Annotated in this window: 24 protein-coding genes; 18 read left to right on the top strand and 6 right to left on the bottom strand. The window is 69.8% G+C overall.

The genetic code is table 11. The features are described 5' to 3' along the window. The first annotated feature begins 11 nt into the window (after positions 1 to 11). The 5 genes from E0H45_RS00595 to E0H45_RS00575 all read left to right on the top strand — a co-directional run bounded on the left by E0H45_RS00595 (position 12) and on the right by E0H45_RS00575 (position 6,612). Positions 12 to 1,571, top strand: coding sequence for a hydantoinase/oxoprolinase N-terminal domain-containing protein (locus tag E0H45_RS00595; protein WP_131334306.1), 1,560 nt, complete (start codon positions 12 to 14; stop codon positions 1,569 to 1,571). A gap of 109 nt (positions 1,572 to 1,680) precedes the next feature. Beyond that, a complete protein-coding gene (locus tag E0H45_RS00590) occupies positions 1,681 to 2,754 on the top strand; it encodes a DUF917 domain-containing protein (protein WP_131334305.1) in 1,074 nt (357 codons plus the stop codon). Next, complete coding sequence (locus E0H45_RS00585; protein WP_131334304.1) at positions 2,751 to 3,860, top strand: DUF917 domain-containing protein; 1,110 nt, start codon at positions 2,751 to 2,753, stop codon at positions 3,858 to 3,860. Before E0H45_RS00590 ends, E0H45_RS00585 begins: the two co-directional genes overlap by 4 nt. Positions 3,861 to 4,006: 146 nt before the next feature. Next, positions 4,007 to 5,077, top strand: coding sequence for a DUF917 domain-containing protein (locus E0H45_RS00580; RefSeq protein WP_165546321.1), 1,071 nt, complete (start codon positions 4,007 to 4,009; stop codon positions 5,075 to 5,077). Next, the gene (locus tag E0H45_RS00575) at positions 5,074 to 6,612 is read left to right on the top strand and encodes a PucR family transcriptional regulator (RefSeq protein WP_131334303.1); all 1,539 of its coding nucleotides are present in this window, start codon (positions 5,074 to 5,076) and stop codon (positions 6,610 to 6,612) included. Before E0H45_RS00580 ends, E0H45_RS00575 begins: the two co-directional genes overlap by 4 nt. Here E0H45_RS00575 and E0H45_RS00570 read toward each other — a convergent pair. Genes E0H45_RS00570 through E0H45_RS00560 form a run of 3 tightly spaced genes read right to left on the bottom strand, consistent with a single transcriptional unit; the run spans position 6,602 to position 9,629 of the window. After that, positions 6,602 to 7,564 carry an aldo/keto reductase gene (locus E0H45_RS00570; protein WP_131334302.1) on the bottom strand — a complete coding sequence of 321 codons (963 nt, stop codon included), beginning with the start codon at positions 7,562 to 7,564 and terminating at the stop codon, positions 6,602 to 6,604. The two genes, E0H45_RS00575 and E0H45_RS00570, sit on opposite strands and share 11 nt — an antisense overlap. Beyond that, the gene (locus tag E0H45_RS00565) at positions 7,564 to 8,313 is read right to left on the bottom strand and encodes an SDR family NAD(P)-dependent oxidoreductase (RefSeq protein WP_131334301.1); all 750 of its coding nucleotides are present in this window, start codon (positions 8,311 to 8,313) and stop codon (positions 7,564 to 7,566) included. The genes E0H45_RS00570 and E0H45_RS00565 overlap by 1 nt, the downstream gene beginning before the upstream one ends. Beyond that, a complete protein-coding gene (locus E0H45_RS00560; protein ID WP_131334300.1) occupies positions 8,310 to 9,629 on the bottom strand; it encodes an L-fuconate dehydratase in 1,320 nt (439 codons plus the stop codon). The genes E0H45_RS00565 and E0H45_RS00560 overlap by 4 nt, the downstream gene beginning before the upstream one ends. Positions 9,630 to 9,871: 242 nt before the next feature. On the opposite strand from E0H45_RS00560, the gene folP reads away from it, so the two are divergent. The 5 genes from folP to E0H45_RS00535 are packed head-to-tail and all read left to right on the top strand — an operon-like array spanning position 9,872 to position 13,642. Further along, positions 9,872 to 10,684, top strand: a complete 813-nt coding sequence (gene folP, locus E0H45_RS00555) for a dihydropteroate synthase (RefSeq protein ID WP_131337576.1) — start codon at positions 9,872 to 9,874, stop codon at positions 10,682 to 10,684. Continuing rightward, positions 10,684 to 11,409, top strand: a complete 726-nt coding sequence (locus E0H45_RS00550; protein WP_131334299.1) for a pyrimidine reductase family protein — start codon at positions 10,684 to 10,686, stop codon at positions 11,407 to 11,409. The genes folP and E0H45_RS00550 overlap by 1 nt, the downstream gene beginning before the upstream one ends. Before the next feature lie 3 nt (positions 11,410 to 11,412). Continuing rightward, positions 11,413 to 12,093, top strand: a complete 681-nt coding sequence (locus E0H45_RS00545; protein WP_131334298.1) for a class III extradiol dioxygenase subunit B-like domain-containing protein — start codon at positions 11,413 to 11,415, stop codon at positions 12,091 to 12,093. A gap of 13 nt (positions 12,094 to 12,106) precedes the next feature. Next, positions 12,107 to 12,706, top strand: a complete 600-nt coding sequence (locus E0H45_RS00540; protein ID WP_131334297.1) for a TetR/AcrR family transcriptional regulator — start codon at positions 12,107 to 12,109, stop codon at positions 12,704 to 12,706. A 33-nt stretch (positions 12,707 to 12,739) separates the two neighbouring features. After that, on the top strand, positions 12,740 to 13,642 hold the full coding sequence (locus E0H45_RS00535; protein WP_131334296.1) for an alpha/beta hydrolase: 903 nt from the start codon (positions 12,740 to 12,742) through the stop codon (positions 13,640 to 13,642). Here E0H45_RS00535 and E0H45_RS00530 read toward each other — a convergent pair. Further along, positions 13,617 to 14,261 (bottom strand): hypothetical protein, encoded by a 645-nt coding sequence (locus E0H45_RS00530; RefSeq protein ID WP_131334295.1) that lies wholly within the window; start codon positions 14,259 to 14,261, stop codon positions 13,617 to 13,619. The genes E0H45_RS00535 and E0H45_RS00530 overlap by 26 nt on opposite strands. Positions 14,262 to 14,282: 21 nt before the next feature. Further along, entirely contained in the window at positions 14,283 to 15,272 is a 990-nt protein-coding gene (locus E0H45_RS00525) for an ABC transporter substrate-binding protein (RefSeq protein WP_131334294.1), read from the bottom strand. 65 nt (positions 15,273 to 15,337) lie between these two features. Between E0H45_RS00525 and E0H45_RS00520 the strand changes: the two genes are divergently transcribed. From E0H45_RS00520 to egtD, 8 genes are all read left to right on the top strand, one after another. Then, positions 15,338 to 16,354 (top strand): FecCD family ABC transporter permease, encoded by a 1,017-nt coding sequence (locus tag E0H45_RS00520; RefSeq protein WP_131334293.1) that lies wholly within the window; start codon positions 15,338 to 15,340, stop codon positions 16,352 to 16,354. Then, positions 16,351 to 17,379 (top strand): FecCD family ABC transporter permease, encoded by a 1,029-nt coding sequence (locus E0H45_RS00515; RefSeq protein ID WP_131334292.1) that lies wholly within the window; start codon positions 16,351 to 16,353, stop codon positions 17,377 to 17,379. Before E0H45_RS00520 ends, E0H45_RS00515 begins: the two co-directional genes overlap by 4 nt. Positions 17,380 to 17,382: 3 nt before the next feature. Beyond that, a complete protein-coding gene (locus E0H45_RS00510; RefSeq protein WP_131334291.1) occupies positions 17,383 to 18,156 on the top strand; it encodes an ABC transporter ATP-binding protein in 774 nt (257 codons plus the stop codon). Further along, positions 18,153 to 18,812 carry a (2Fe-2S)-binding protein gene (locus E0H45_RS00505; protein ID WP_131334290.1) on the top strand — a complete coding sequence of 220 codons (660 nt, stop codon included), beginning with the start codon at positions 18,153 to 18,155 and terminating at the stop codon, positions 18,810 to 18,812. Before E0H45_RS00510 ends, E0H45_RS00505 begins: the two co-directional genes overlap by 4 nt. A gap of 170 nt (positions 18,813 to 18,982) precedes the next feature. Continuing rightward, complete coding sequence (locus tag E0H45_RS00500; RefSeq protein ID WP_131334289.1) at positions 18,983 to 20,221, top strand: glutamate-cysteine ligase family protein; 1,239 nt, start codon at positions 18,983 to 18,985, stop codon at positions 20,219 to 20,221. After that, positions 20,218 to 21,600 (top strand): ergothioneine biosynthesis protein EgtB, encoded by a 1,383-nt coding sequence (egtB, locus tag E0H45_RS00495; RefSeq protein ID WP_131334288.1) that lies wholly within the window; start codon positions 20,218 to 20,220, stop codon positions 21,598 to 21,600. The genes E0H45_RS00500 and egtB overlap by 4 nt, the downstream gene beginning before the upstream one ends. Beyond that, complete coding sequence (gene egtC / locus E0H45_RS00490; RefSeq protein ID WP_131334287.1) at positions 21,600 to 22,343, top strand: ergothioneine biosynthesis protein EgtC; 744 nt, start codon at positions 21,600 to 21,602, stop codon at positions 22,341 to 22,343. The genes egtB and egtC overlap by 1 nt, the downstream gene beginning before the upstream one ends. Then, positions 22,340 to 23,305: an L-histidine N(alpha)-methyltransferase gene (gene egtD / locus E0H45_RS00485; protein ID WP_131334286.1), complete on the top strand. Its 966-nt coding sequence runs from the start codon at positions 22,340 to 22,342 to the stop codon at positions 23,303 to 23,305. Before egtC ends, egtD begins: the two co-directional genes overlap by 4 nt. Before the next feature lie 200 nt (positions 23,306 to 23,505). Here egtD and E0H45_RS00480 read toward each other — a convergent pair whose 3' ends face one another. Next, complete coding sequence (locus tag E0H45_RS00480) at positions 23,506 to 24,804, bottom strand: extracellular solute-binding protein (protein WP_131334285.1); 1,299 nt, start codon at positions 24,802 to 24,804, stop codon at positions 23,506 to 23,508.

Here is a 24,804-nt window from a genome sequence, read left to right as displayed (position 1 = left end):
GAGGATCTGGAATGCGTATCGGCATCGATGTCGGCGGCACGAACACCGACGCCGTGCTGCTGGACGGCACGACCGTGCTGGCGGCGAACAAGTCGGCGACCAGCGCGGACGTGACGGCCGGCATCATCGACACCCTGGACCGGCTGCAGGCGGAGCGATCCTTCGACCCGGCGCAGGTGCAGGCCGTGATGATCGGCACCACGCACTTCATCAACGCGCTCGTCGAGGCGCGGCGGCTGGCACCGACTGCGGCGCTGCGGCTCGGGCTGCCCGCCACCGCGTCACTGCCGCCGCTGGTCGACTGGCCCGAGCGGCTGGTCGAGGCGATCAGCGGCCGCAGCTACCTGGCGCACGGAGGTCACGAGTTCGACGGCCGGCACATTGCTGAGCTGGACCCGGACGAACTGCGCCGGCACGCGGCGGACATGGTGGCGCACGGCGTTCGGTCGGTGGCGATCTCGTCGGTGTTCTCGCCGGTGAGCAACGAGTTCGAGCTCCGCGCGGCCGAGATCCTGCGATCCGAGCTCGGCGACGACGTGGCGATCTCGATGTCGCACGAGATCGGCCGGATCGGCCTGCTGGAGCGGGAGAACGCGACCATCATCAACGCCGCGCTCCGTGAGCTGGCGGCGAGCATCGTCGACGGGCTGTCCGGTGCGGTCGCCGGTCACGGCATCTCCGCACCGCTGTACCTGAGCCAGAACGACGGCACGCTGATGGACGTCGACTTCGCCCGCCGGTACCCGGTCGCCACGTTCGCGTCCGGCCCGACCAACTCGATGCGCGGCGCGGCGCTGCTGTCCGGTCTCGACACGTGCGCGGTCGTCGACGTCGGCGGTACGACGAGCGATGTCGGCGTACTCACCCACGGCTTCCCGCGGGAGGCGACGACCGAGGTCGACGTGGCCGGGGTGCGGACCAACTTCCGGATGCCCGACGTACTCAGCATCGGGATCGGCGGCGGCAGTCTGGTGGCCGAGGGCAACGACCAGGTGACGGTCGGGCCGCGGTCGGTGGGCTACCGGTTGACCGAGGAGGCGTTGGTCTTCGGCGGCAAGACGCTGACGGCGACGGACATTGCGGTCGCGGCCGGTCGGGCTGTCGTGGGTGACGCGGAAGCGGTCGCGGACCTGGATCCGACGCTGGTGAAGTCGGCTCTGGCGCGAGTGGCGGCGGACATCGCGGACGCGGTGGAGCGGATGCGTACGTCGCCGGATCCGCTGCCCGTGGTGGCGGTCGGCGGCGGGTCGATCCTGCTGCCGGACGATCTTCCCGGCAGTCTCGCCGTACATCGGCCGGACCACTTCGCGGTCGCGAACGCGATCGGTGCCGCGATCGCGCAGGTCGGCGGCGAGGTCGACCGCGTGTACGCGATCGACCCGGGCCGCCGGGACGCGGTGGTGGACGAGGCGCGGCAGGAGGCCGTCGACCGCGCGATCGCGGCCGGCGCCGACCCCGCGGCCGTGCGGATCGTGGACTTCGACGAGGTCCCGATCCCGTACCTCCCCGGCAACGCGACCCGCATCCGCTGCAAGGCGGTCGGCGACCTCCGCCTGGGGGAAACCCGATGAGCGCGGATCTCCAGCCCATCACAAATGAGCCGCAAGCGACCGGCCCCGCGGGACGGGCGGCGGAGCACGCAATTGTGATGGGCTGGGCGTCCGGGGTGGAGTGGTTGCGATGAAGTTGCGTGCTGAAGACCTGGGGCCCCTCGCCCGCGGTGCCGCCGTGCTGGGCACCGGGGGTGGCGGGGACCCGCACATCGGGCGGTTGCTGGCCGAGCAGGCGTTGCGCGAGCACGGGCCGGTCGAGATCGTTGCCGTCGGCGACCTTCCGGACGACGCGTGCGTACTGCCGGTGGCGATGATGGGCGCGCCAACGGTCATGGTGGAGAAGCTGCCGTCGGCCGATCAGATCTCGGTCGCGGTGCAGACGCTGGCGAAGTACGTCGGGAAGACGCCGACGCACCTGGCCTGTATCGAGGCCGGCGGGGTCAACTCGACCGTCCCGGTGATCGCCGCCGCGCAACTCGGGCTGCCGCTGGTGGACGGCGACGGCATGGGCCGCGCGTTCCCCGAACTGCAGATGGTGCTGCCGACGCTCGCCGGTATCGAGGCCACGCCGATGTCGATCGTCGACGAGAAGGGCAACCGCGGCGTGTTCGACACGATCAGCAACGAGTGGGCCGAACGGCTGGCGCGCTCGGCGACCGTCGACATGGGCTGCTCGGCGATCGTCTCGCTGTACGCGATGACCGGCGCGGACGTCCGCGGATCGTTCGTCGCCGGCACCCTCAGCAAGTGCGTCACGATCGGCCGCGCGATCGAGCAGGCGCAGCGTTCGCACACCGATCCGGTCGCGGCGGTCGTGGACGAGTTGGGCGGGCGGCTGCTGCACGTCGGCAAGGTCGTCGACGTGCAACGCCGTACGACGACCGGCTTCGCACGCGGTGACGCGGCGGTCGACGGACTGGATGCCTCACACGGCCGGTTGCTGGTGCTGCGGTTCCAGAACGAGCACCTGGTCGCGGAGCTTGACGGTACGGCGTTGGCGACGACGCCGGACCTGATCATCGTGCTCGACACCGAGTCCGGCGAGCCGATCACCACCGAGGCGCTGCGCTACGGCCACCGGGTCAGCGTGCTCGTCGCACCGGCCGACGAACGCTGGCACTCCCCGGAAGGCATCGAGCTGGTGGGCCCGCGGTACTTCGGCTACGACCTCGACCCGATCCGCGCCCTGGAGACAGCATGAGTTGGGAGCTCGGTCTCGAGCATTTGAAGGATCTCGCCCGCGGGGCGGCGATTCTCGGGACCGGCGGCGGCGGTGATCCGCTGATCGGGCGACTGCTCGTCGAGCAGGCGATCCGTGAGCACGGCCCGATCACGGTGCTCAATCCGGACGAACTGGATGACGACGCGTTCGTCATCCCGACCGCGCAGATGGGCGCGCCGACCGTGATCGTGGAGAAGATCCCGCGCGGCAGCGAACCGGTCGGCGCCCTGCGCGCGCTCGAGAAACACCTCGGCCGCCGCGCCGACGCGACGATGCCGATCGAGTGCGGCGGCATCAACTCGATGATCCCGCTGCTCGTCGCCGCGCGGACCGGGTTGCCGGTCGTCGACGCGGACGGGATGGGGCGGGCGTTCCCCGAGCTGCAGATGGAGACGTTCTCGGTGTACGGCGTCCCCGGGTCGCCGATGGCGATCGCCGGGGAACACGACGAGACCGTGGTGATCGACACCGGCGCGGACAACCAGCAGATGGAGTGGCTGGCGCGTGGGATCACCATCCGGCTCGGCGGGGTCGCGCACATCGCGGAGTACTCGATGACGGGCGCAGAGGTGAAGCGGACCGCCGTACCGCGGACGCTCTCGCTCGGGTTGTCGATCGGGCGGGCGGTCCGGGAGGCGCGGGCGGCGCACGAGGATCCGATCGAGGCTGTGCGGGCTGCCCTTGCGCCGACGCTGTACAACCACCTGCGGGTGCTGTTCCGCGGGAAGGTCGTCGATGTGGAACGCCGTACCGTCGAGGGGTTTGCGCGCGGGCGGGCGCGCTTCACCGGGTACGACGGGACGTCGCAGCTCGAGTTGCGCTTCCAGAACGAGAACCTGGTCGCGGAGGTTGACGGTGAGGTGGTGTGCACCGTGCCGGACCTGATCTGCGTACTCGAGGCGGATACCGCGGAGCCGATCACCACGGAAGGCCTGCGCTACGGCCAGCGCGTGACCGTGGTGGGGATCTCCACGCCAGACCTGATGCGAACCCCTGAGGCGTTGGCGGTGTTCGGCCCGTCCTGCTTCGGGTTGGACGTCGAGTTCAGCCCCGTCGAGCGCCGTACCGAGGCGCTCGTCCCCTGACCCTCGGCCCGCCGCGTTGACCCCTCCACGGCGGGCCGAGGTTCCACCACTCACCAACCGCCCTGATCTTGGGACCGCCACGCTCAGCTCGGCTCATTTGGCGCGTTTGCTGAGTGCCAGAGGTCCGCCGGTGGCAGGATCCCCCCATGGGCACGGTCATCCAGGAGCACGACCTAGGGGCACTGGTTGTCGGGGTCACGCTGCTCGGCTCCGGTGGTGGCGGGGACACGGGTGCGTTCGGCCGGATGCTGCGCCGCCGGCTCGGTGCGGGCGAGTTGGTGCTGCGGGACGCCGCGGACGTGCCTGGTGTGTCCGTGAGTCCGATCGGCGTGGTCGGAGCGACCAGTGTGCTGATGGAGAAGTTGCCGGGTGGTGGTGAGTTCGACGCGGCGGTGCGGGCGGTCAGCCGATGGACGGGTACCGAGGTCACCGGGCTGATGTCGCTGGAGGCCGGTGGGCTCAACGGGCTGACACCGTTGATCGCCGCGCTGGATCTGGGCCTCCCGGTCGTCGACGCGGACCTGATGGGACGGGCATTGCCGCGGCTCGACCAGTTCTCGTGGGCGGTGGCGGGCCGCTCCTTGACGCCTTGTGCGCTGAGCGAGCCGAGCGGCCAGGTGATCGTCGTGGACAACGTCGACGCCGCCGGTCTCGAACGCGCGGTGCGCAGCTTCGTCGCTCACACCGGCGGGTGGGCGGTACTGGCACTGGCGCCCACTCCTGTGGAGGCTGCGGCGGCAGACGCGGTGCAGGGCAGCCTGACCCGGGCGCTGGCACTCGGCCGAGCCCACGCCGGCCTCGAGCCTGGCGCCACACCGGCTGTTGTCGCCGAGAGTCTGGGCGGACGGTTGCTGGGCACCGGCCGCGTCGAGGAGGTCGCTCGGCATCTCATCGGTGACGGCGGTGCCGCGTTCGGTCGCGGCAGTGTCTGCATCGTCGACGCCGGCAGTCGCGCAGTCATCCGGATCGAGACCGAGAACGAGTACCTGCTCGCACTGGTCGACGGCATCCCCGTGGTCACCACACCGGACCTGCTCTGCGTCCTGGACCGCCGTACGCTCCAGCCCATTGCCGTCGACGCCATCCGCAGCGGCGACGAGGTCCTCGTCTTGGCCCTCCCGGGTCCCGCCTGGTGGCGGCGCCCCGACCGACTCACTCACGTCGGCCCACAAGCGTTCGGGCTCGCGTGCGCCCCGCAACTGCTGGAAGCGTCATGAGGGACCTGGCGCCGTCGCTGGCGGCGATGCTCAGCTCACCCGGCTGGACGAACGTGGTGGTGCTCGGCGCCGCGGCCGACGACGGTCCTCGGCTGACGGGCTCACGGGTGTTGTTGGAGGTGTCATCGCATCCGGAGTCGCTCGACGGGCAGTTGCTCGTCGTACTGCTGGCCGATGACCACACCGACTGGCGGATCGATGCCCTGATCAGTAGGGCGTCGGCTGCTGGCGCAGGTGCCTTGCTGCTCGCTGGTGTGGAGCCGTTGGGGCGGGGCGCTCAGTTGCTGGCGGAGCGGTTGCAGCTGCCGGTGCTGGGTTGCTCGGACCCGCTGGCAGCACATGAGTACCTCCGACGCGTGACAGCCGAGCCAGAGGTAGTTCGGTCGGATCTCGTACTGCGGGCGGTCGCAGCGTTGCGGCGCGCGGGCGGTGACCTCACCTCGGTACTGCGGACAACGTCCGACGTACTGGAACGCCCTGTCACGTTGGCGGGAGCTGACGGTGGCACGCTGGCCGGTGAGCCATTGGAGGCTGGTGAGCGTACGGCGTTGGTGGCTGAGTTGCCGCGTGTACCAGTGGCGTGGGCAGCGCCGTACCGGGTTGATCTGCCGAGTGGTGCGGTGATGGTCGCGGTTGCTGTGGTCGGTGTAGGGCCGGTGTGCTGGTTGGTCGCGCGGCTGCCCGGTGTGGTGCCGGCTGAGGTTGCCGCCGTACCTGATGTGCTGAGCGTCGTGGCACCCGCAGTGGGGGAGCGGTTGGCGTTGCGCCGGCTGGAGCTGGAGCGAGACGCCCGTCAACGTACGTCGTTGCTCGGTGAACTCCTGCACGGCGAGCCGTCCGAGGCGACGCGGCGGCGTGCAGTGGATCTCGGCTGGCAACTCGACGGGTGGCACACGGGGATCCGGATCGGCGCCGAGGGACAAGTGGACGTTGCTGGTCGACGGGCCGATGTCGTAGAGGCGTTCGACGCTGAGGGCTTGCGGGCGGTCGTGGTGGAGCAGGGCGACGGCTGGTCCGGGTGGATCACCGCCGTCCGCGAACCGACCGCGACCGAGGTGCAGCAGCAGGCTGCCGTGATCCGCCGCGTGCACCGCCGACTGGTGCAGACAGTGGACGCGTACGTCGGAGTCGGGCGAGTGCAGCCGGGTCCGAGCGGAATCGCCACGACGCTGGCCGAGGCGGGTGATGCGGCCGGTCTGGCGCGCGGGCGAGCGGAAACGGGTCGCTTCCTCCACGTGGACCGTCTGGGCCTGGCGCAGCTCCTCCTGGCCTGGACCCGCACCGACACGTTCCAGCCCGCCGCGCAGGCCCTACTGGCTCCCATCAAGGACCAGCCCGGTGACCTGGTCACCACGCTGGCCGTCTACCTGGACACCGAGTCGTCCCTGGCGGAAACAGCCGCAGTACTAGGCATCCACCGCAACACCGCCGCCGCCCGCATCACCAAGATCCAGCACCTGTTGGGCGTCGACCTCACCAACCCGGACGAACGCCTGGCGCTCCACCTGGCCGCCCGCACGACCCCTACGGAGTAGGTGCGTCCTCGCGTAGCAGGCCGGCCGACTTCAGGTCGGACCAGAGCGCCGCGGGGATCTCGGTGCGAGCGAGGGCCGCGTTGGTGCGGACCTCTTCCGCGGTGCGGCAGCCGACGGCGATCCCGGCGACCGCGGGGTGTGCCAACGGGAACGCGATGGCCGCTGCCGGAAGTGTGGTGCCGTGCGACTCGCACACGTCCGCGAGCTTGTTGGCCTTGTCGATCAGCGACTGCGCCGCGGGCTCGTAGTTGAACGTGGTCCCGGCCGCGGGCCGCGGCTGCGACATCAGCCCGGAGTTGAAGATGCCCACGGCAACGACCTGGACGTCGTTGTCCAGGCACGCCGGCAGTACGTCGTCCAGACCGTCCGGATCGATCAACGTGTACCGGCCGGCCAGCATGATCACGTCGATGTCGATCTCCCGCACGAACCGGGTCAGCATCGCCGACTGGTTCATCCCGGACCCGATCGCGCCGATCACGCCCTGCTCCCGCAGTTCGATCAGCGTCGGGAACGCGGTCGCGACCGCCTCCTCGAAGTGATCGTCCGGGTCATGCACGAACACCACGTCCAGCCGATCGGTCCCGATCCGCCGCAACGAGTCCTCGATGCTCCGCAGTACGCCGTCCCGCGAGAAGTCCCACCGCCGCCGACGCGTCGTACTGACCTCGAAGCCCTCGTCGTCGGTCGCGGCGTCGGAGGCCTCGTAGATGATCCGGCCGACCTTGCTCGACAGCACGTACTCGTCGCGCGGCTTGTCCCGCAGCGCCGTACCGAGTCGTTCCTCGGCCAGCCCAAGTCCGTAGTGCGGGGCGGTGTCGAAGTACCGCCACCCCTCGTCCCACGCGGCGGTCACGGCCGCGGCGGCATCGCCCTCGTGCACCTCGCCGAGCAGGTTGCCCAGCGGCGCACTGCCGAGCCCGACGCGCTGACCCTCCGGAAAGAGCTTCATCAGCGGGCCGCCGGAATCCGGAGGTTCTGCATCCCGCCGTCGACGGCCACCGCCGTACCCGTGGTGGATCCGGACAGCGGGCTGGCCAGGTAGGCGATCGCCTGGGCGACCTCGTCGGCCGACACCAGGCGGCCCATCGGCTGGCGGGCCTCGAGCGCCGCACGTTCCGCCGCCGGGTCCGTCGCGGCGTCGAGCAGACGTCCGACCCATGGCGTGTCCGCCGTACCCGGGTTCACGCAGTTCACCCGGATCCCTTCTCGTACGTGGTCCGCGGCCATCGCCATCGTCAGGGCCAGGACGGCGCCCTTGCTGGCCGAGTACAGCGCGCGGTTCGGCAGGCCGGCGGTCGCGGCGATCGAGCAGGTGTTGACGATCGCGGCCGCGTCCGACTTCCGCAGGTGCGGCAGCGCGGCCCGGGTCACGCGCGCGATCCCGACCACGTTCACGTCCAGCACGCGGTGCCATTCGTCGTCGTCGTTCGCGGTCACGTTGCCCTGCGCGCCGATGCCGGCGTTGTTCACCACGATGTCGATCCCGCCGAGCTGCAGTGCGGCCGCGGCGACCGCGTCCCGGATCGAGCCGTCGTCGGTGACGTCGGCGGCGATCCCGGTCAGCGGCTCGGCGACCTCCGGCTTCAGGTCGAACACGACCACCTGGGCGCCCCGGGAGGCGAGCAACGAGGCGGCGGCGAGCCCGATCCCCGACGCACCCCCGGTGACAACCGCACGCAGCCCGTCGAAGTCGCTCACTTGTTCTTCTCCTTGTTCAGGTCGGTCCAGATCTTGCCACCCGGGAACCGGAAGTCGGTCAGCGTCTCCGCGTCCATCTCGGCGCCGAACCCGGGCCGTACCGGTGCCACGTAGTGCCCGTCCCGGATCACCACCGGGTCCAGGAAGTGCTCGTGCAGGTGGTCCACGAACTCGATCACCCGGTCGTCCAGCGAACCGCTCACCGCGACGTAGTCGAACATCGACAGGTGCTGGACCAGCTCACACAGTCCTACCCCGCCCGCGTGCGGGCACACCGGTACGCCGAACTTCGCCGCCAGCAGCAGGTTCGCGATGTTCTCGTTGACGCCCGCGACCCGGGCCGAGTCGAGCTGCAGCACCGACAGCGCCTCGGCCTGGAGCATCTGTTTGAACACGATCCGGTTCTGCACGTGCTCACCGGTCGCGACCTTGATCGGCGCGATCGCCTTCGCGATCGCGGCGTGCCCGAGGATGTCGTCCGGGCTGGTCGGTTCCTCCACCCACCAGACGTCGTACGGCGCGAGGGCCTCGATCCAGCTGATCGCCTCGGCGACGTCCCAGCGCTGGTTCGCGTCGACTGCGATCCGGATGTCCGGGCCGACCGCCTCGCGGGCCAGCTGCATCCGGCGGATGTCGTCGTGCAGGTTCGCGCCGACCTTGAGCTTGATCTGCGTGAACCCCTCGGCGACCGCCTCGTGGCAGAGCCGGACCAGCTTCGCGTCGTCGTACCCGAGCCAGCCGGGGGTCGTCGTGTACGCCGGGTAGCCGCACTCCCGCAGTACCGCCTCCCGCTCGGCGCGACCGGCCTCGGCCTTGCGCAGGATGTCGAGCGCCTCGTCCCGCGTCAGCGCGTCGGTCAGGTACCGGAAGTCGACCAGGTCGACGATCTGCTCCGGGGTCAGGTCGGACAGCAGCTTCCACAGCGGTACGCCGGCGCGCTTGGCGGCCAGGTCCCACACCGCGTTGACGACCGCACCGATCGCCATGTGCATGACGCCCTTCTCGGGGCCCAGCCAGCGCAGCTGCGAGTCGTGCACGAGCGACTTCCAGAACCCGCCGAGGTCGTTCAGCGTGGCGTCCAGGTCGAGCCCGAGGACGTGGTCGCGGAGCGCCTCGATCGCGGTCGTCTGGATGTCGTTGCCGCGACCGATCGTGAACGCGAACCCGTGCCCCTCGAGCCCGTCGCCGGCGTCGGTCCGCAGGATCACGTACGCCGCGGAGTAGTCCGGGTCGGTGTTCATCGCGTCGGAGCCGTCCAGGTCCAGCGACGTGGGGAAGCGGACGTCATACGTCTCGAACTCGGTGAATCGTGGCATCGAGGACCCGATCTGCTGCGTGGGCGGACTGTCGGGACGGATCCTATAGGATATGGGGCTCCCGCGGTAGGTTGGCTTGGACCGCCATGCAGGCAGAACCCCGGGTTTCCTGCCCGTTGAGGGTCTGAAGTGGGGGTTCTGCCTGCGTGGCGGTCCGCCCACGTACAGTCGGTCGCGTGAACACGGGCGACGGGGTGCTGAGGCTGGGCAGCCGCTCCTTCGGGGCCGGCGAATTCGCGCTGATGGCGATCATCAACCGGACGCCGGACTCGTTCTTCGACCGCGGGGCGACGTACGCGACCGACGCGGCGCTCGCGGCGATCGACAAGGCTGCCGCCGAGGGTGCCGACCTGGTCGACATCGGTGGCGTGAAGGCCGGGTACGGCGAGCCGGTCAGCGAGGCCGAGGAGCTCCGGCGAACGGTGGACTTCGTGGCCGCGATCCGCGCCCGGCATCCGGACCTGGTGATCAGCGTGGACACGTACCGCAGCGGTGTCGCCCGGCAGGTCGCGGAGGCCGGCGCCGACCTGATCAACGACACCTGGGCAGGTGCCGATCCCGACCTGGTGAACGCCGCCGCCGAGGCCGGTACCGGGCTGGTCTGTAGCCACGTCGGCGGTCTCTCGCCGCGCACCGATCCGCACCGGATGGCGTATGACGACGTGGTCGCGGACGTGATCCGCACGACCACGGCCCTCGCGGACCGTGCGCTCGCGGCGGGCGTCCGGCGGGACGGGATCCTGATCGACCCGACGCACGACTTCGGCAAGAACACGTTGCAGTCGCTGGAGCTCACCCGCCGCCTCGACGAGCTCGCGGCCACCGGCTGGCCGGTGCTGGTCGCGGTGTCGAACAAGGACTTCATCGGCGAGACCCTCGAACTGCCGCCCGGTCAGCGCGGCAACGGCACCCTCGCGGCGCTCACCATCTCTGCCTGGTTGGGCGCCCGCGTCTTCCGCGTGCACGACGTACCGGCCGCGCGGCAGGCCCTCGACTTCATCGCCGTACTGCGTGGCACCGCGCAGCCCGCCGGAACCCGAAGGAGCCTGGTCTGATGCGCCGCCTGGACGATCTGAGCGACGAGGAGCTGATCGCGGCCTACGAGGTCGCGGACCGGGCGGTGCCGCACCTGCGCGCCAACTTCGTGAGCAGCCTGGACGGTGCGGTCGAGATCGACGGCCGGTCGAAGGCGCTGTCGAGCGACTCCGACAGCCGGCTTTTCAGCGTGGCCCGGCGGTTGGCGGATGTCGTCCTGGTCGGCGCGGGGACGATCCGCGACGAGGGCTACAACCCGCTGAAGTTGTCGGCGAAGGCCCGCGAATGGCGTACGGCGACCGGGCTCGCCGAGAACCCGACGCTCGCGATCGTGTCGTCGCGGCTCGAGCTGAGTCCGGTGAACCCGGTGTTCAAGTCCGCCGTACGGCCGATCGTCGTCACGCATGCGAGCTCACCGGAGGACCGCCGGGAAGCGCTCGCGGAAGTTGCCGAGGTGCTCGTGCTGGGGGAGGCCGAAGTCGATCTGCAGGCGGTCGTCGACGAGTTCGCTGCGCGCGGGATGCCGCAGATCCTGTCCGAGGGCGGACCGCATCTGCTCGGTGCGTTGACCGCGGCCGATCTGGTCGACGAGCTGTGTCTCGCGCTGGCGCCGTTGCTGGCGGGACCGGGATCCATCCGGATCACCGCCGGGGCCCCGTCGACACTCACTCGGCGGATGAAGCTCGGGTCGGCGCTGTCCGCGGGGGACGACTACCTCTTCTTCCGCTACCTCCGGGAGGCCTGAGTCGTGCCCGTCGTTGCCGCTGCGGTCTGCCCGCATCCGCCGCTCCTCGTGCCTGAGGTCGCGTCCGGCGCCGCATCCGAGCTCGACGATCTGCGCGCCGCCTGCCTGGCAGCCGCCGAATCGCTCGCCACCGCAACGCACATCGTGGTGATCGGGGCCGGCTCGGGCACCTATGACGCCGCGGCCGGTGGCTCGTTCGGTGCCTACGGTGCGCCAAGTGTGCGGGTCGGTTCGGGCCCGCCCGTCCTCCCGTTGTCGCTGGCGATCGGCGGCTGGCTGCTCGAGCAGACGAAGGCCGCGCGGCTGCCGCGCACCTACCGGGCCGTTGCGACCGACACCGCGCCAGATGTGTGCGTACGACTCGGGCAAGAGATTGCTGGCAGCAACGATCGCATCGGCCTGCTGGTGATGGGCGACGGGTCGGCCCGCCGCAGCGAGCACTCGCCGGTGCACCTGCATCCGCGCGCGGAGATCTTCGACACCACCGTCGCGAACGCCTTGCAGCACAGAGATCTCGACGTACTCAATGCCCTCGATGCCGATCTGGCGGGCGAGCTGCAGGCCGCCGGGCGCGCGCCGTGGCAGGTGCTCGCCGGAGCCCTCGAAGGTACGTCGCTGTCCGGCGACCTGACCTACGAAGCAGCGCCGTACGGCGTCGGCTACTTCGTCGCCAGCTTTACCTAGAGATACTGGCCAGGTGACTGAGGAACGTACGGGGTATCGGCGGTCGGCGAAGTCGCCGCGGGGTGAGGCGCGGCGGCGCGAGTTGCTGGACAAGGTGGCGGACGAGCTCGGGGTCAACGGGCTGGTCGACTTCTCGCTCCGGCGGGCGGCGCGCGCGGCCGGTACGACGCACAAGGTGCTGCTGTACCACTTCGACGGCCCCGAGGACCTGCTCACGCAGGCGGTCCTGCAACTGCGCGAACGCCGGATCAGCCGGGCGATGGAGGCTGCCGGCGAGGGGCCGGACCGGCCGTTGGCGGACCGGGTGCGATCCATGTGGCCGACTCTGATCGGCGTCGAGTCGGGGGTACTGGACCAGGCGATCGGGCTGGCGATGTACGACGCCGGACGGTACGCCGACCTCGCGCGGTCGGCCTCGCGCCAGTACCTGCCGGCGTTGCTCTCGCTGTGCCCGGACGCGTGGGAGGAACAGCGCAAGACCGAGGTCGCGGAGCTGATCCTGGCGACGCTCCGCGGGTTCCTGATCGAGTGGCGGACGAGCGGCGACGCGGCCGGAATCGAGGCCGGGTTCGCCGCGCTCGTGCGCGCCCTCGAGCGCGAGGAGCGGGCCTAGACAGTTTTGCGAACCACGTGGTTCACTTCAGATATGCGCGAGAAGGTGAGCTTCACGAGTGGCGGCGTCGAGTGCGCGGCCTGGCACTACCCGGGGACCAACGGCGGGTGCGTGGTGATGACCGGCGGCTTCGGCGTCACGAAGGAGCCGGGGACGGACCGGTTCGCGGAGCGGTTCGCCGCGGCCGGATTCGGCGTACTGGCCTTCGACTACCGCAACCTCGGCGAGAGCGAGGGCGAACCGCGGCAGGTGGCGCGCGTGTCCGATCAACTGGCCGACTGGCGGGCTGCGATCGCCTGCGCCAAGGCTCTTCCAGGCGTCGAACGGGTGGCGATCTGGGCGTTCTCGCTGCCCGGCGGGTACATCGTTCAGCTCGCCGCGGAGGACCTCGGTATCTCGGCGGCGATCGCCCAGTCCGCCAACGTCGACGGGCCGACCGTGACCCGCAACGCCTCGCGCTACCAGACGCCCGGCAGCGCGATCCGTCTGATCCGACGGAGCCTGCTCGACCTGGCCGGCAGCCTCCTCGGCCGTCCGCCGCGCCTGGTGGACCTCGCCGGCCCGCCCGGGACGGTGGCGCTGCTGAACACCCCTGACGCCCAGCTGAGCAACGCGACCCTCAACCCCGGCAACCGGTACCCCGAATGGCAGCAGGCGATCGCAGCCCGCTCCGTGTTGCCCGCTGCGCTCTACCGCCCGTTGAAGCACGCGGCGAAGGTCCGCTGCCCGATCCTGTACGTCGTCTGCGAGGACGATCAGTCCGCCCTAGCAGCGCCAACTCTGAAGGCCGCCGCCAGCACACCGAACGCCGACGTACTCCAGGTCCCCGGCAACCACTACGCGCCCTTCCTCGACGCCCACGAACAGGTCGTCGAGGCGGAACTCACCTTCCTCAACCGGCACCTGGTAGTTACCCGGACTCCACAGGCACAGTAGGCCAGCGCTCTGCGGTCGCAGCCAGGTCTTCACGGCCTGCTCCACGTAGCTGCTCCACCAATTCGGCACGTGCTTGCTGTACGGCGGCTACTGCTTCGTCGGGCGTGGTGTGCGGGCCTGACCAGTTGCAGACCGCGTCCCCGGCGTACCAGTCGCCTGCGGCGGATCGGCGTACGTGTGCTGTTGCCAACCGGGCAGCGGGGAGGGGGAAACCAGCGAGTTGTACGACGGCGTCGACCGCGACCACCGCCGCGGACAGGTCGAGGAGCGGACGCAGCTCGACCGCGTCCGTGAGGACGAACTCGTAGCCGGTCGGCGCGCGCTCGCCCAACCAGGCAAGGGCCTCCTGCGCGGTGTCGCGCAGCAGCCGGGCGTTGTCCGGATCCGCCAGCGTATGGACCCCGCACTGGCGCGTGTGCGTCGGCCGCAGCTCGTTCTGCCACAGCCGCACCTGCAGCTCGTCGCGCCCCGACAACCGTCGCCCGAGGATCCGCGCCAGCCCGACGACATCGAAGTTCAACTCGTCATTGGTCCGCCGCCGCCCCGGCACCGGCTCCTCACCGACCCGCGTCCCCCGAGTGGTCCACGGACCGACATGCCACCGCTCGAGAGCCGCCATACCCGCACCCTAACCGGCAGGTCAGGCGCCCTTGACGGGTGCGGGGACGTCGAAGGTCTTGGCGAGGTCGGTCAGGATCGACCAGGCGCCCTGGATGCCGACGGCGGTCATCCAGGTGAGGTCGGGGACGTCGTGGACCTTCGTGGCCAGCGGCTTCCAGAGGGGGTTGGCCTTGAACTGGGCTTCGGTCTTCTTGCTCAGGCCTTTGTCGTCGGCGTACGTCGCCACGAAGATCGCGTCGGCGTCGGCGTCCTTGATCCGTTCCGGGCTGATCTCGAGCGCGAAGCCGGCGACGTCCTGCGACTTCGGCCGCTTCAGGCCGACGTCCTTGAGCACGATCCCGGAGTAGCTCGCGTTCTGATAGAGCCGGGTCGGGCCGTCGACGAATCGCACCACCGAGATGGTCGGGTCACCAGCCTTGGCGTTGATCGCGGCGCCGACCGTCTTCGCGGCCTGCTCGTACGACGCGATCTCCTTCTCGGCCAGCTCCTCGGCGCCGACCGCCTTCGCCTCCAGCCGGATGTTGTCCTTCCAGGTCGCCCCGGTGGTCTCGGACATGATCGTCGGCGCGATCGCGGACAGCTGCTCGTACAGCTTCTCGTGCCGGACCTTCGCGCTGATGATCAGGTCCGGGTTCAGCTCGGCGATCTTCTCCAGGTTCGGCTCGGCGAGCGTGCCGACCGACTGGGCCTCGGAACCGTACGTCGTCCGGTCGTCGCCGAGGTAGTCCGGCAGCTTCCCGTTGATCGTGCGGTAGTCGGTGTACCCGACGACCGGGGTGTCCAGGATCAGCGTCGCGTCCACGTAGCTGGTGTCGAGCGCGACGACCCGCTTCGGCTTGGTCTTGATCTCGGTCTTGCCCATCGCGTGCTCGATCGTCCGCGGGAACCCGGCGCTCGCGGCACCGGCCGAATCGGCGGAATCGCCGGAATCGCCAGGGTCCGACGACCCGCAGGCCGACAGGGCGAGGGCCGCGACAGCGAGCAGAGCGGTGATGCGGGGCAGGCGCACAGGTGTCTCCAAGCAACGGGATAAGGTGACTCACGACCTCAGCGAAGTAAGGCAAACCTAACCATATGTGCTCCGCCGCTCCCACTGCGAGTCGACCGGTACGCCGTGCCGCCGCACTCCTCGCCCTGGTAGTCGTCCTGGTGGTCGCGTTCGCGGCCAGCCTCGCGCTCGGTTCGCGCTGGCTCGGGCCGGGCGCCCTGTGGCACGCTCTGACTGCGAACACCGGCTCGGACCCGGATGTGATCGTGCGCAGCCTGCGGTTTCCGCGGACGGTCGTCGCGGTCCTGATCGGGCTCTGTCTCGGGATCGCCGGCACGTTGATGCAGGGACACACCCGCAACGCGTTGGCCGAGCCGGGCATCTTCGGTGTGAGTTCCGGCGCGGCGTTCGCGGTCGTCCTCGGGCTCCAGCTCGGCCTGGTCGAGTCAGTCGCGTCGACGGTCTGGTTTGCCTTGCTGGGCGCGTTGATCGCGACATTCGCCGTACAGCAACTGGCGTCGCGAGGCACCGGATCGACTCCGGTCGGCCTGGCGCTCACGGGTGCGGCCGTCGCGGCGCTCCTCGGTGCCCTGACCTCCGCCATCGTGCTCCTCGATGCGGACACTCTGGACAGCTACCGGTTCTGGGCGGTCGGGTCCGTTGCCGGCCGCGGACTGGATGTCGCCGGCCAGGTCCTGCCCTTCGCGGTGATCGGTTTGCTGCTCGCCGCGATCAATGCCCGTGACCTCGACATGCTTGCCTTGGGCGACGATGTGGCCGCGGGCCTCGGCCTGTCGATCCGCCGGGCCCGGCTGCTCGGTCTGGGCGCGATCGGTCTGCTCACCGCGGCCGGTGTCGCGGCGTGCGGGCCGATCGGGTTCCTGGGCTTGCTGTCCGGCCACGTCGCGCGGCGGATCTTCGGCGCCCGCAACACCTGGCTGATCCCGGCCGCGGGGGTCATCGGCGCGACCGCGTTGGTACTCGCGGATCTCGTCGGCCGTCTCGTCGGCGGCGCGGGCGAGGTCCAGGCGGGTGTGGTCCTCGGCATCATCGGCGCCCCGATGTTCGTGATCGTCGTACGCCGCCGGGCGGTGGCGCTGTGAGATCCCGGACGGTCGTCCTCAGCATCCTGTTCGCGGCCCTCGCGATCGCCGTCGCGCTGGTCTCCTTGACCGTCGGTACGGCGAAACTCCCGCTCGCGGACGTGGTCGAGGTCCTCCTCGGTGGCGGCCGCCGCGGCACCCGGCTCGTCGTACTCGAACTGCGCCTGCCGCGCGTTGCCACCGGGCTGCTCGTCGGTATCGCCTTCGCCGTGTCCGGTGCGCTCCTGCAGACGCTGTCCCGCAACCCGCTCGCCAGCCCGGACATCGTCGGCGTGAACTCTGGTGCGTCCGCGGGCGCCGTCGCGGTGATCGTGCTCGCCGGCACCGGTGGCGGCAACATCTCGGGCATCGCGGCCAAGGTTGGCATCCCGCTGGCCGCGGTCCTCGGCGGGCTGCTGGCCACGCTGATCGTCGGTGCGTTGTCGATCCAGCGCGGGGTGGTGGACGCGGGAAAGGTGGTGCTGATCGGCGTCGGGATCGCGGCCGCGGCGAACTCGCTGGTCGCCTGGCTGCTCGTGATCGGCGACGTCAACGACGCCGGCCGGGCGGCTGCTTGGTTGGCGGGCTCGTTGAACTCGCGGGCCTGGAGCGATGCGATTCCGGTGCTGATCGCGGTTGTGCTGCTGTTGCCGGTAGCAATGATGTTCAACCGGGACCTGTCCGCGCTGGTGCTCGGTGACGACGTGGCGTCGTCGCTAGGCGTCAGGGTGGCGCGGATCCGGATGGTGCTGCTGGTGATCGCGACGGTGCTGGCCGCGATGGCGACTGCCGGGGCCGGTCCGATCGCGTTCGTCGCGTTGGTTGCGCCACAGGTCGCGCTGCGCCTGACCCGGATGGAACGACCGCCGTTGCTGACCACTGCGATGCTGGGTGCGCTGTTCGTCGTCCTGGCTGACCTGCTGGCGCGGAACGGGTTGCAGTGGGCGCAGGTCGGTCCGTACGAGTTACCTGTCGGCGTGCTCACGGCTGCGTGCGGAGCGCCGTACCTGCTTCACCTCATCGGCCGTCAGCAGAAGGGACGCTGAACCGTGCACGTCGAGAACCTGACCCTCGCGTACGACGCTGATGTGCCGGTGGTCGACGGACTGACGCTGGAGGTGCCGTCCGGTCAGCTGACTGCAGTTGTCGGGCCGAACGGGTCCGGCAAGTCCACACTGTTGCGTGGGATGAGCAGACTGCTCGCTCCGAAGAGTGGGCGGGTGCTGCTGGACGGCAAGGACATTCACTCGTTGCCGGCGCGTGAGCTGGCCCGTCGGCTCGGTGTCCTGCCGCAGGGGCCAGTAACGCCGGAGGGGATCACGGCTGCCGAGCTGGTGTCGCGGGGACGGCATCCGCATCGCGGGCTGTTCGGGCGGCTGACAGGCGAGGACGACGCCGCGATCAACGAGGCACTGCAGGCAGTGGAGCTGACAGAGCTCCGCGACAGGCCAGTCGACCAGCTGTCCGGCGGCCAGCGGCAGCGGGTGTGGATTGCGATGGTGCTGGCGCAGGGGACACAGCACCTGCTGCTGGACGAGCCGACGACGTATCTGGACCTGGCACACGCGGTAGACGTGATGAACGTGGTCCACGCGGCCGCAACGTCCGGGCGGACCGTCGTGGCGGTGTTGCACGACCTGACGCTGGCAGCGCAGTACGCCGACCATCTGGTGGTGATGGGGGACGGGCAGATCGCCGCGCAGGGCCGTCCGGTCGACGTGCTGACAGCGACGTTGCTCGACGAGGTGTTCGGGCTGAAGGCCACGGTGGTGGAGGTCGGCGGCGCTCCGGTCGTCGTACCGGATCGTAGGCTGGCTGGATGAGCTACACCGTGAGCCGTCTGGCGGAGGTCCTGGCTGACTCGGTCAGCTGGATGTCCGTGCGTACGGCGGATGCGGTGCCCGGACCGGACTGGGTCTCGTGTGCGGACCTGATCGCGGAACAGCAGGCCGGCGGCGACCCGACGTACTCGTGGCGCGCAGCCGCGGCAGCTGACTACGCGCGGGACTACTCGATCGAGCCGCCGGTGCAGGTCGCGGCCATGTTCACGCTCATGTGGTACGTCCAGGTGCCGTCGCTGGTCGCAGGGGTGACCAGTGCAGTCACCGGGATGTCACCGGACGTGTCTCCGTCGTCGTTGGCGTTCAAGCGGCACCCGGTCGCGCACTACCCGGCCGAGGTGGCGCTGCTGTCCGATGAGGTCGTGCCGTTGGCTACGGCGGCGGTGCAGCTCAAGGACCACACCAGGGCGTTTCTGGACGGCTACAAGCCAGGGGTGAAGCTGGGGTCGCTGCAGCGACTGGGGGCAGTGGACGACGAGGTACGGGCGGCGATCCGGCTCCCGGAGGAGGCGCCGTACGCCGAGGGCGCCGCGACGGCGTTCGGGGTGTCGCTGGAGGAGAAACTGCGCACGTCCTGCTGCTACTTCTACGTGCTACCGAACGTGACTGCCTGCACCACCTGCCCGCGTTTCCGCTGACCCGGTTTCGCTCAGAGCTGAACCAGGACCGGCTTCGTCCGGATCCGGCCGGAAACTGTCGGTGGCCTCGGGAAGCATGGTCGGCATGAGTCGACACACACCCCAGACGTCACCGGCAGGTAATTCCTGGTCGGTTGTCCAGCCCCTGGCCCGGAGCTAGGTTCGCTGACGTGACCTCGTCCGTTGGTTCTCCGGCGACGACCCCGATCGGCTCCCGGGCCGAGGCGGAGGGCTACGTCGCGATGGTCTGTTTCAAGCACGGTCCACCTCGGTTGTTCGGCGTCGAGCTCGAGTGGACTGTGCATCATGCGGATGATCCGCACCGGCCGCTCGACGCCGGCCGGCTGAGCAAGGCCCTGGGCGTGCACGCCCCCGCGACCCTGGTGAGAGGCAGTCCGCAACTGCCGCTGAGTCGGGGCGCGCTGGTCACCGTGGAGCCGGGTGGCCAGGTGGAGATCTCCGGCCCCGCGTCGGACTCGATCCCGCAGCTGATCGACGACACCGCCGCCGACGCGGCCGAGCTGACGGCTCTGCTGCTGGATGCGGACCTGGTCCCGGGCGACTACGGCCTGGACCCCTTCCGAACACCTCGCCGCATCCTCACCGTCCCGCGGTACGCCGCCCTGGAACACGCCTTCCAGCGCCTCGGACCGCACGGTCCGCGGATGATGTGCAGCACGGCCGGCCTGCAGATCTGCCTCGACGCCGGCACTGGACCAGATTCAAAAGGCGGGGACCAGACTGCACTGCGCTGGCGCGCGCTGCACGACCTCGGTCCCGCTCTGGTCGGCCTGTTCGCCAACTCCCGCCGTCGCGCCGGTGCGGACACGGGTTGGGCCTCGGCTCGCACGCAGGCGACGTTCGGCACCTGCGCTCCTTTCACCGAGCCGCCGCCGCTCGACACCGATCCGGCCGCTGCGTGGGCGCGGACAGCGATGGAGGCGCCGGTTCTCTGTCTGCGGCGTGGCGACACGTGGGACGCACCCACCGGGCTGACGTTCGGGGCCTGGGCGGACGGACAGCTGCCCGGCGACAGACCGACGTACGACGATCTCGAATACCACCTGTCCACGCTGTTCCCGCCGGTCCGGCCGCGCGGGTATCTCGAGGTGCGCTACCTCGACGCGCAGCCGGGGGACGGGTGGATCGCCCCGACCCTGCTGCTCACCGCACTGATGTCCGCTCCGATGGACCAGGTGCTGGCCGCGGCCGAGCCTGCTGCCGGCCGCTGGTTCCCGGCGGCTCGCGAAGGGCTGACCGACGCCTTGGTACTGCGTGCCGCGCGCGATGTGGTCGCGCTGGGTACCGAGGTGATGGACCGGACCGGTGCGGATCCCGAACTCATCGCTGCCGTCGCAACCCGGCTGCAGCGCGTCGTCGACAACACCCACGGAAGGCGAGCTTCATGAATCACCAACTGTCCGATCTGTCGCCTGAGGGCCTGCGCGCGTTCGTCGGCGAGCAGCTCGAGCGGTCCCGGGCACGGACGGTCCAGCTGACCGATGCGGTCGACACCGACGACCTGGTCAGGCAGCACTCCAAACTGATGTCGCCGCTGGTCTGGGACTACGCACACATCGGCAACCAGGAGGAGCTCTGGCTGGTCCGCGACGTCGGCGGGCGCGAGCCGGTGCGCCAGGACATCGACGAGCTGTACGACGCGTTCCAGCACCCGCGCGCAGAGCGGCCGGCGCTGCCGTTGCTGGGGCCGGTGGAGACACGTGCCTATGTCACCGAGGTGCGGGACAAGGTGCTGGATGTTCTGGACCACGTGAAGTTCGACCCTGGGGCATTGGGCGCTGAGCGTGAGCTGGTACACAACGCGTTCGCGTTCGGCATGATCACGCAGCACGAGCAGCAGCACGACGAGACGATGCTGGCGACGCACCAGCTCCGGGAAGGTGCGCCCGTGCTCGACGCGCCGCCGCCTCCCGCCGGCCGGCGGTTGCCTTCGGTCGAGGTGTTCGTTCCGGGTGGCGTGTTCGAGATGGGTACTTCGATCGAGCCGTGGGCATTGGACAACGAGCGGCCAGCGCACGCCGTACGTGTGAAGCCGTACGTGATCGACACCGTGCCGGTGACCAACGGGGACTACCTGCGGTTCGTGCTCGGTGGCGGGTACGAGGACGCGCAGTGGTGGTCCGAGGCCGGATGGGCGCATGTCCAGAAGGCCTCGCTGGTCGCGCCGCGGTTCTGGTCGCAGATCGACGGCGAATGGTGGCGGCTGCGGTTCGCGCACCGGGAGCTGTTGCCGCTGGACGAGCCGGTGATGCACGTCTGCTTCTACGAGGCAGAGGCGTACGCGAAGTGGGCCGGCAAGCGGCTGCCGACCGAGGAGGAGTGGGAGTTCGCGGCACGGTACGACCCATCGAGCGGCCGGACGCGGCGGTTCCCGTGGGGCGACGAGTCGCCCGGTGCGCAGCACGCGAACCTGGGCCAGCGGCACCTCCGGCCGGCACCGGTCGGTGCGTATCCGGCGGGCGCTTCGCCGCTCGGCGTCGAGCAGCTGATCGGGGATGTGTGGGAGTGGACGTCGAGCGACTTCCGCCCGTACCCAGGCTTCCGCGCATGGCCGTACGACGAGTACTCGCTGGTGTTCTTCGGACCCGACTACAAGATTCTCCGCGGCGGCTCGTTCGGCACCGACGAGGTTGTTGCCCGCAGCACCTTCCGGAACTGGGACTACCCGATCCGGCGGCAGATCTTCGCCGGCTTCCGCTGCGCCCGCGACGCCCGCCCCGACGAATTGCACGCCGAAGAACTGCACGCTGAGGGGCCGCACGCCTGATGTGCCGCCACCTCGCCTACCTGGGGCCGGCGGTCACGCTGGCGTCCCTCGTCCAAGAACCCTCCCACTCGCTGTTCGAGCAGAGCTGGTCGCCGCGCGACATGCGCGGCGGCGGCACGGTCAACGCCGACGGCTTCGGCCTCGGCTGGTACGTCGACGGCAACTCGGTCCGGTACCGGCGCAACGTGCCGATCTGGACCGACGACAACCTGCCGGAGCTGGCCGGCTCGATCCGATCCGGCGCCGTGATCGCCGCCGTCCGCAACGGGACCGACGGCATGCCTCATACCGAGTCCTCGGTGTCGCCGTTCAAGGTCGGGAACTGGCTGTTCAGTCACAACGGAAGGCTCCCGGGCTACCCGGAGTCGACTGTGAAGCTGGCTGAGCAGTTGCCGGTCGCCGAGTTGCTGAAGCTCGACGCACCGGTCGACTCGGCGCTGCTGTTCGCTCTCGTTTCCAACCGCCTGCGCGACGGGATCAGGCCCGCCGACGCGGTCGCGTCCGTCGTCCGGGAGGTGGAGTCGGTCGCGCCCGGGTCGCGGTTGAACCTGTTGCTGACCGACGGGGAGCAGATCGTCGCCACTTCCTGGACACATTCGCTCCGGGTCCGGCAGACCGCCGACTCGGTGACCGTCAGTTCGGAGCCGTTCGGGTCCGCCGACTGGGACGACGTACCCGATCGTTCGCTGCTCGTGGCTACCGCCACCACCTTGCAGATCACCCCGATGGAAGGACGAGAGTGACCCTCATCGACGTACATCTCACGCCGGACTACGCGGCTCGGGCATTGCGGGAGGATGTTCGGGCGGGGTTGGCGGCGACGCCCAAGTGGCTGCCGCCGAAGTGGTTCTACGACGCGCGGGGGAGTGAGCTGTTCGAGGAGATCACGCGGCTTCCGGAGTACTACCCGACGCGGGCCGAGCGGGAGATCCTGCACGCGCGGGCCGGGGAGATCGCGGCGCTCACCAACGCGCACACGCTGGTCGAGCTCGGGTCCGGGTCGTCGGAGAAGACCCGCCTGCTGCTCGACGGGCTCCGCGCCCACGGCACGCTCACGTCGTTCGTCCCGCTCGACGTGTCGGAGTCGGCGCTGCGGGACGCGTCCGACGCCATCAACGCCGACTATCCGAATCTCGACGTACACGGTGTGGTCGGCGATTTCACCGCGCACCTCGACAAGCTCCCGGGTGATCCGCCGCGGGTCGTCGCGTTCCTCGGCGGCACGATCGGCAACCTGATCCCGGCCGAGCGCGAAGCGTTCTTCCGTTCCGTGCGCGAGGTCCTCGAGCCCGGCGAGTGGTTGCTGCTCGGCACCGATCTCGTGAAGGACCCCGCGACACTCGTGGCGGCGTACGACGACTCCGCCGATGTCACCGCCGAGTTCAACAAGAACGTGCTCCGGGTGATCAACCGGCAGCTCGGCGCGGACTTCGATGTCGACGCGTTCGAGCACGTCGCGCTCTGGGACGCGGACAACGAGTGGATCGAGATGCACCTGCGCGCCACCCGCGCGATGCGGGTGCTGATCCCGGAGATCCACCTGGAGATCACCTTCGCCGAGGGCGAGGAGATCAGCACCGAGATCTCCGCCAAGTTCCACCGCTCCGGCGTCGAAGCCGAACTCGACAAAGCAGGCTTCACCCCAGCCGCCTGGTGGACCGACGCCGAAGCCCGCTTCGCCCTCTCCCTCTGGCAATCCATCTAGCGACAGCACCCCCCGCGCCTTCCCCGCGCCTTCCCCACCTGTCCCCATTTCCCTGGCAGACCCAGCAATTTGCCTGGCAGACCCAGCAAATGAGGGGTTCCCCACCCGGAATCCGGGTGGGGAACCCCTGACTTCGTGGGTCAGCCAGCCAAATTGCTGGGTCAGCCAGCGAAATTGGTGGGTCGGCCAGGCAAATGGAGTTAGCTGCCCTGCTTGATCAGGCCGTTGATCTTGTCGACGTAGGCCGGGAGGTCGGTGATCGGCTTCTTGCCGCTCAGGATGGGCTGGTAGTTGGCGGTCGTGAGGTCGCCGACCTGCGAGGCCCACTGGGTGGTGAAGCGGACGCCGACCGTCTTCTCCGCGGACAGGTCCGCCTTGACCGTGTCGACGACGGTCTGCTGCTGTGCCTTGGTGAGGGCGTCGAAGTAGCTCGTCTGTGCGGGCGTGTACGCCGGCGGCGCGACCGGCGATGCCGGCAGTACGGCGTCCCACACCTTGGTGTTGATGTACTCGAGCACCTTGTACGTCGCGTCCTGGTTCTTGGTGTACTGCGGCGTGCAGATCCCGACCGAGTCGTACAGCGTGGTCGGCGTCTGCACCTGCGGGAACGGCGCGAACCCGTACTTGATCTTCGGCTTGTCGGTCTGGAACCCGGCCGCCAGCCACTGCCCGCCGAACGTCATCGGCACCTTGCCGGCCGCGAACAGCGACTGCACGTTCGCCGCGTCGTACCCGGGCGGCGCGACCGACCCGTTCTTGATCGCGGCGGTCAGCTTCTCGACGCCTTCCTTGTACTTGTCGTCGGCCTCGGCCTTCGTCGGGTGGTTCACGTTGTCGGTGAACGGCGCGCCACCGGCCGAGACGGAGTACATGCTCATCGTGAACGGCCCGTCCGGACCGGTCAGCTGGTCGGCGACCAGGCCGTACTTCGCCCCGTTCTTGTTCGCCAGCTTCGCGGCCGCGGCGTACATGTCGTCCCATGTCCAGCCGGCCTTCGGCAGCGGCAGACCGGCCGCGGTGAACGCGTCGGCGTTGTACCAGACGCCGTACGTGTTCATCAGCGACGGCAGACCGCCCATCTGACCGTCGGCGGTCTTCCAGTTCTCGATCGCGGACGGCACGAACTTGTCGGCCTTGAAGTCGCCGTCGCCCTTCTGGAGCTTGTCGGCCCAGTCGACCAGCAGGCCTTGCGACGTGTACTGCTGCTCGGTGTCGTTACCGCACCAGAACAGGTCCGGCAGCTGCTTCGCCTGGGTCAGCGACGCGAGCTTGTCGCCGTACTGCCCGCTCGGGGTCTCGAGCAGCTCGACCTTGACGTTGTCGTCCTTGAAGTCCGCCAGGGCCTTCTTGATCGCGGCGTTCGTCTCGGCCGACTCCCAGGTCATCACCTTGACGGTGACCGGCCCGTCGCTCGAGCCGCCGTCCGACCCGCCGCTGCAGGCCGTTGCCGCCAGCAACCCGGCGCACGCCAACGCGGTCACACCCAATGTCCTCTTCAC

Origin of the sequence: Kribbella soli, assembly GCF_004331345.1 — a bacterium.
Lineage (GTDB): Bacteria > Actinomycetota > Actinomycetes > Propionibacteriales > Kribbellaceae > Kribbella > Kribbella soli.
Note: the sequence above shows the minus strand (reverse complement) of the source record. Positions and strands in the feature narration are given on the sequence as shown.

What these genes read in the sequence shown, in the direction of transcription:
- E0H45_RS00580 (WP_165546321.1), top strand. Translation starts at nt 4,007, where the DNA reads ATGGGCACGGTCATCCAGGAGCACGACCTAGGGGCACTGGTTGTCGGG.
- E0H45_RS00575 (WP_131334303.1), top strand. Translation starts at nt 5,074, where the DNA reads ATGAGGGACCTGGCGCCGTCGCTGGCGGCGATGCTCAGCTCACCCGGC.
- E0H45_RS00560 (WP_131334300.1), bottom strand. Translation starts at nt 9,629, where the DNA reads ATGCCACGATTCACCGAGTTCGAGACGTATGACGTCCGCTTCCCCACG.
- E0H45_RS00535 (WP_131334296.1), top strand. Translation starts at nt 12,740, where the DNA reads ATGCGCGAGAAGGTGAGCTTCACGAGTGGCGGCGTCGAGTGCGCGGCC.
- E0H45_RS00590 (WP_131334305.1), top strand. Translation starts at nt 1,681, where the DNA reads ATGAAGTTGCGTGCTGAAGACCTGGGGCCCCTCGCCCGCGGTGCCGCC.
- folP (WP_131337576.1), top strand. Translation starts at nt 9,872, where the DNA reads ATGGCGATCATCAACCGGACGCCGGACTCGTTCTTCGACCGCGGGGCG.
- E0H45_RS00505 (WP_131334290.1), top strand. Translation starts at nt 18,153, where the DNA reads ATGAGCTACACCGTGAGCCGTCTGGCGGAGGTCCTGGCTGACTCGGTC.
- E0H45_RS00585 (WP_131334304.1), top strand. Translation starts at nt 2,751, where the DNA reads ATGAGTTGGGAGCTCGGTCTCGAGCATTTGAAGGATCTCGCCCGCGGG.
- E0H45_RS00570 (WP_131334302.1), bottom strand. Translation starts at nt 7,564, where the DNA reads ATGAAGCTCTTTCCGGAGGGTCAGCGCGTCGGGCTCGGCAGTGCGCCG.
- egtC (WP_131334287.1), top strand. Translation starts at nt 21,600, where the DNA reads ATGTGCCGCCACCTCGCCTACCTGGGGCCGGCGGTCACGCTGGCGTCC.
- egtB (WP_131334288.1), top strand. Translation starts at nt 20,218, where the DNA reads ATGAATCACCAACTGTCCGATCTGTCGCCTGAGGGCCTGCGCGCGTTC.
- E0H45_RS00520 (WP_131334293.1), top strand. Translation starts at nt 15,338, where the DNA reads ATGTGCTCCGCCGCTCCCACTGCGAGTCGACCGGTACGCCGTGCCGCC.
- E0H45_RS00550 (WP_131334299.1), top strand. Translation starts at nt 10,684, where the DNA reads ATGCGCCGCCTGGACGATCTGAGCGACGAGGAGCTGATCGCGGCCTAC.
- E0H45_RS00530 (WP_131334295.1), bottom strand. Translation starts at nt 14,261, where the DNA reads ATGGCGGCTCTCGAGCGGTGGCATGTCGGTCCGTGGACCACTCGGGGG.
- E0H45_RS00595 (WP_131334306.1), top strand. Translation starts at nt 12, where the DNA reads ATGCGTATCGGCATCGATGTCGGCGGCACGAACACCGACGCCGTGCTG.